Source organism: Terriglobia bacterium (genome assembly GCA_020073185.1).
Taxonomy (GTDB): domain Bacteria; phylum Acidobacteriota; class Terriglobia; order Terriglobales; family Acidobacteriaceae; genus JAIQGF01.
On record JAIQFT010000112.1, the window covers coordinates 1 to 4804 of the forward strand.

Sequence of the window (4804 nt, forward strand, 5' to 3'; positions counted from 1 at the left end):
ATGGGCTGGAAGGACATCTGGCAACTGAGAGCAATCCTAGGAAGAGGAGAAACAGAAAAAGCTGCGACTAAGCAGGAGGTCGCGTAACATGATCCCGAGCGCCGCTCTTCAACCTCCAACTAAAAGCGGGACACTCTCAGTAGCTACGCTCATAGATGAGACGAAACCAAACATCACTCTTGCTAGCGACACTCCACAGAAAGCGCGTCACAGTGTAGTAAGTGGGATTCATAGTCCACATACCTCGGCGTATGCGGGTGCATTTTGCATGCCACCTCGCGATCCGATGGATAACTGCAATTGCGGCAATGACGTAGTCCACGGGGATGTCTGGTCAAAGGCAGGAAGCGGCGGCGGAACTTTTTACCATGTTTATCCTCTGCTCACTGGGACAGAAATGCAGGGCCATCGCTCCATCCGGGTAAGTTTTTCATGGCGAGCGGAAGTGCAATCGTGCGCCGCCCGAAATAAGTGCCTGTCTCCACAATCAGTTTCAGCTCTCATTGCCATTGTGGCATCTGGCCTGCATTTTCACTAAGTCCGACTGGGACGTTTTGGCAGGTTCGAAGCTGTTGACTGAACCTGACCACAGAGAGGTAAACACCATGCACGAGTATGATTCTCCCCCGATGACGTCTGAGCATGATTCTCAGCAGAAGACGTCTGAGCATGGTTCTTCCCCAAAGACCGGCGGCGGAAAAACCGCGCGGCTGGTGATCGCCAGCGTAGCCTGCGTCTATGTGCTGGCTTCATGAGGCGATCATCCGCGATCACATTGAGGGTGTAGTTACTGCGTTTGGGATCCGCATTCTTGAGTTGCAAGCTGATGGTGGAGACCCGCGCCGGGCTTTCGTCTTCGCGGTTGACAAGGGCAAGGTCAGCGGCTACGTGAGCACTCCCAAAGAAATGGCGGCGCAGGCGCGGTAGACGTTGGGCGCTGGCTCGGTACGGGTTTCTGTTTCGCCGCGCGGAGCGAAGATGTCGAGCAGTTCGCAGAGCAGGCCGCCTCCCCAAACAGGGCTAGAACTGCTCGACGTATCGCTGTTACGCCGTCCTCTTGGCTGGCTGGCAATACAGCGAGAGTAGAGACAGGCGGCATCAAAGAAAATGGAGGTTGGTGATGATGAAGCGAATCGTTGTGGCAGTCGTTTTGTTTGTATTTTCTGTGACACTGGTTTCTTCAGCGTTCGCCAGGTCCGGACGCAGTGACGACATCGAACGAATCCAAAATGCTACGGAAGTCTTTCGCGAGATCATGGCGACCCCGGACAAGGCGATCCCTCAGGAGTTGTTGGAGTCTGCGAAATGTATCGCCATCATTCCCGGGGAAAAGAAGGCCGCGTTTGTCGTTGGCGGAAACTATGGCAAGGGAATAGCAACCTGCCGCACTGCGGATGGTTGGAGCAGTCCCTTGTTTGTCGCCCTCGGCGGGGGCAGCGTCGGTTTCCAGATTGGCGGTTCGTCTACGGACCTGGTGATGGTTTTCAGGAATGAGAAGGGCTTGCGAAGCCTGCTCAGCGATAAGTTCAAGATCGGCGCCGATGCAACCGCAGCCGCGGGCCCGGTCGGTCGACATGCTGCCGCTGATACGGACGCCAAGATGAATGCGGAGATCCTGACTTATTCCCGCAGTAAGGGCTTGTTCGCCGGCGTCAGCCTGGATGGCGCCGTTGTCCAGGCCGACCAAAGCGGAAACCCTGCCATGTACGGCGGCAATGTCAATCGGCGGGAGATCCTGAATGGCTCGGTGCGAGTGCCGGAAGCGGCGGAGCCGCTGCTGAAAGAAATCGGGCAGTATACCCGGGCCGAACAGGCAAGTAACCAGTAGCCGCTGGGACATTGTGCGTGTCCGGAGCGAACCTGCTCGAAAGGAGACGCACAATCGTTTCAATCCAACTCCAAAATCATCAACGGCGCGTCTCTTCATGGGAGGATCATGGTGATGACCAAGGTTGAATTGCGTGACTCGCACAGGAGAGGACACGGAGTGAAGTGGTGGGAATGGTTAGTATTGGCCGCCGTTCTCGAAGCGTATCTCCCACGCAACAAGGGACAGAAAATGGGGTTATGGGATTGGGTAATTCTGGGCACTGTAGTTTCATCCGCATTCTTATGATGGGTGCGTGGTTTTCGACAGAGGATCCCGGGCATGATGTTCCACAGGTCAAGAGTGTCAACTAGAGGAGTGCGTGGTGCCGTTTTTTCATTTGCTCTGGCATGCGTTGCCGTGTTGATGGCCAGTTCTCAAGCCTACGGCGACGTGGGAGTTGTCCTGAATGAGTCGCTGGCCACCAGCGTCGACAGGATTACCGGCTCGGGGCACAGCGCCGTGTATCTGTCGCGCATCTGCCCGGACTCACCGGTCAAGCTCCGCCTCTGCGGTCCCGGCGAGCAGGGTTCTGTCATCAGCACGTACACGAACCCGGGCGAGGACTACCCCTTCGAGTGGAACGCCGTTCCGCTGAGCGTTTTTCTCTATGGCGTCGATGACCCGCGTAACCGTCCGCTATTCGGCTCCGCCAAGATCAAGCGTGTTCTCGAGGATCAATACCGGGCGAAGTACCTGACCGAATACTGCACCACCCGATCCTGCCAGACCAGCAACAGCGCCGAATGGCGGCTGATGGTCGGCGCCAGTCTTTCCCGTGGAATCTACATTTTTGTCGCTGAAACCACGGAGGAGGATGACCGCAAGCTGATTGCGGAATTCAATTCGATTCCCAACGTAAACCACTTCAACGGAGTGACGCGGAATTGTGCGGATTTCACGCAGCACGTTATCAACACCTACTTTCCGCATGCCGCCAGGACCGACTACCTCAACGACTTCGGGATGACGAGCCCGAAGGCCATCGCGCGCTCGTTTACTCGCTACGCGCTGCGGCATCCGGAAACGCACTTTCGCGTTCTGCACTTTGCTCAGGTGCCCGGCACCATCAAGCGCAGCAGCGAGGTGCGCGACGGGACCGAGCAGTTGTACCACTCCAAGAAGCTGCTGGTGCCGATGGCCGTTTTCGCGGCACACGCCTTGCCCGTCGTAACCGCTCTCTACGTGCTCACGGGGCGGTTCAACCCGGAGCGCGAAGCGGAGAAATACCCGACCGCCGAGATCACCGAGATCAGGCATCAGATCCGGCTCGCCAAGGCCGACGAGCAGGATGCGCGCGCTAGGCAGCTCTCATCACTTGAGCGCGAGCTGCGTGCCGACGCGATCGGAGATCCCCGGGAATGGAAGGCCTATCGCCAGGCCTTCGACGCGGCGGTTGACGACTCCGTCCACCACGAGACCATTCCGGACCGCCAATCCCTGAACCGCGTGTTTAAGCGTCTAGATGAAGCGGGGACTTTTCTTGTCGACGAGAATGGCGCCTTGTGGGCGGAATTCCCGGACGCGGACGGGTCTCCCCGGCTCGGCCTGAGCGCGAGCAATATTCTTTCTTCGGATTCCGATTCCCGCTTGGCCGGCGAGTTGCTGCTGGCACGCGTCGCACGCGTGTTGAAGAGTCCCAAGCATGGCCGCGAATCGATCTTGGAATTCAAGAACGACTGGATGCTCTTGCAGGATGCCGGCAGGAAAAGTTCGATTTTCGCAGACCGTGGCGGGGCGCCTGCCGCCAGCGAACCCACCGTGAGCACTCCCAGCGGCGGAAGTTATTGAGCCCTCGTCAGGACGCGGGCTTGGATCTTGGTACCGCGCCTCGTTTGTCCTTGAACTTGCAACCGAACAGTTGAACATTCCGGCCCCTGCGCCGGCACCTTCTTCCCGCACTAAGCGCGTTCTTGTTATACGATTCTCCCTACCTCAGAGTCATGCGTATCTGCATCTGCCTCACGCTTTTGCTCTCGGTGGCCGTGGCCCCGGGTCAAGAGCCCGCTCCGCGTTTGGTCGCCGCGTCTGCAACCCCTGCAACTTCTTCCACGACCGGCGCGAAGCCACGCTCTCCGGCCATCGTCATCGGTTTTGTCGGTGGATTCATCAGGCATGATGACCTCGTCCATGGCCCTGTCCAGCTCGCTGCACGCATCCGAGAAGAATACCCTTCTGGTGTGTATGTGAAGGTTTTTGAAAATCACCGCCGCAAGAGCGCCTACCAGGAAGTCCGGCGGCTCTTGGACGCCGACCGCGACGGGACACTTTCGGTCCAGGAAAAGCAGGATGCCCGCATCATCATTTATGGACATAGCTGGGGCGGGTCGGAAACGATCACCTTGGCGCGGCAGCTGCAAACGGACGGGATCCCGGTTCTGTTGACGATCCAGGTGGACAGTGTTGCAAAGCCGGGGGAGAACGATTCGGTAATCCCCGTCAATGTTGCTCACGCCGTCAATCTCTACCAGTCCAATGGACTCCTTCATGGCCGGAGCCAGATTCGGGCCGCCGATCCGGCGCGCACCAAGCTCGTAGAGAGCTTCCGGTTTGACTATGGAGCGAATCCGGTGCATTGCGCCGGGTATCCCTGGTACGCCTGGGCATTCGAAAAAGCTCACATCGAAATTGAGTGCGATCCGGCCGTCTTGAATCAGATCGAATCGCTGATTCGCTCGCAATTGTCCCCAGCGGCCAGCCGCCGGTAAGCCCGATGGTCAGTCCACTTTGTCCCCAGGGTTGAACACCTTCGAGCCTGCAAGAAGATACAGTGATTTGGGTCGGATTTGTCCCGGAATGCGAGGGTGTCCCATCCATAGTTGAAGGTTGAGGGGCGGTTCTCGACCCGGCTCTTGATAGAGTCGGGTTGGAAACTTTCTCAACGAAAGGAGAACCGCCTTGAAGCGAAGCTACCACACCCTCAGCACTTTGGGAAAA

The 4804-nt window shown here is 57.8% G+C and carries 4 protein-coding genes; all 4 read left to right on the forward strand.

Going from position 1 to position 4804, the window contains the following annotated elements:
* Window positions 1-738 precede the first annotated feature (738 nt).
* The 4 genes from LAN64_20490 (at window position 739) to LAN64_20505 (ending at window position 4575) form a co-directional block, all read left to right on the forward strand.
* Entirely contained in the window at window positions 739-927 is a 189-nt protein-coding gene (locus tag LAN64_20490) for a hypothetical protein (protein ID MBZ5570205.1), read from the forward strand.
* 193 nt (window positions 928-1120) lie between these two features.
* Window positions 1121-1828: a lipid-binding SYLF domain-containing protein gene (locus tag LAN64_20495; protein MBZ5570206.1), complete on the forward strand. Its 708-nt coding sequence runs from the start codon at window positions 1121-1123 to the stop codon at window positions 1826-1828.
* 405 nt (window positions 1829-2233) lie between these two features.
* Window positions 2234-3658, forward strand: a complete 1425-nt coding sequence (locus LAN64_20500; protein ID MBZ5570207.1) for a hypothetical protein — start codon at window positions 2234-2236, stop codon at window positions 3656-3658.
* Between the two features lie 152 nt (window positions 3659-3810).
* Window positions 3811-4575, forward strand: a complete 765-nt coding sequence (locus tag LAN64_20505) for a hypothetical protein (GenBank protein MBZ5570208.1) — start codon at window positions 3811-3813, stop codon at window positions 4573-4575.
* The last annotated feature ends 229 nt before the right edge of the window (window positions 4576-4804 follow it).

What these genes read in the sequence shown, in the direction of transcription:
- LAN64_20490 (MBZ5570205.1), top strand. Translation starts at nt 739, where the DNA reads ATGTGCTGGCTTCATGAGGCGATCATCCGCGATCACATTGAGGGTGTA.
- LAN64_20495 (MBZ5570206.1), top strand. Translation starts at nt 1,121, where the DNA reads ATGATGAAGCGAATCGTTGTGGCAGTCGTTTTGTTTGTATTTTCTGTG.
- LAN64_20500 (MBZ5570207.1), top strand. Translation starts at nt 2,234, where the DNA reads ATGGCCAGTTCTCAAGCCTACGGCGACGTGGGAGTTGTCCTGAATGAG.
- LAN64_20505 (MBZ5570208.1), top strand. Translation starts at nt 3,811, where the DNA reads ATGCGTATCTGCATCTGCCTCACGCTTTTGCTCTCGGTGGCCGTGGCC.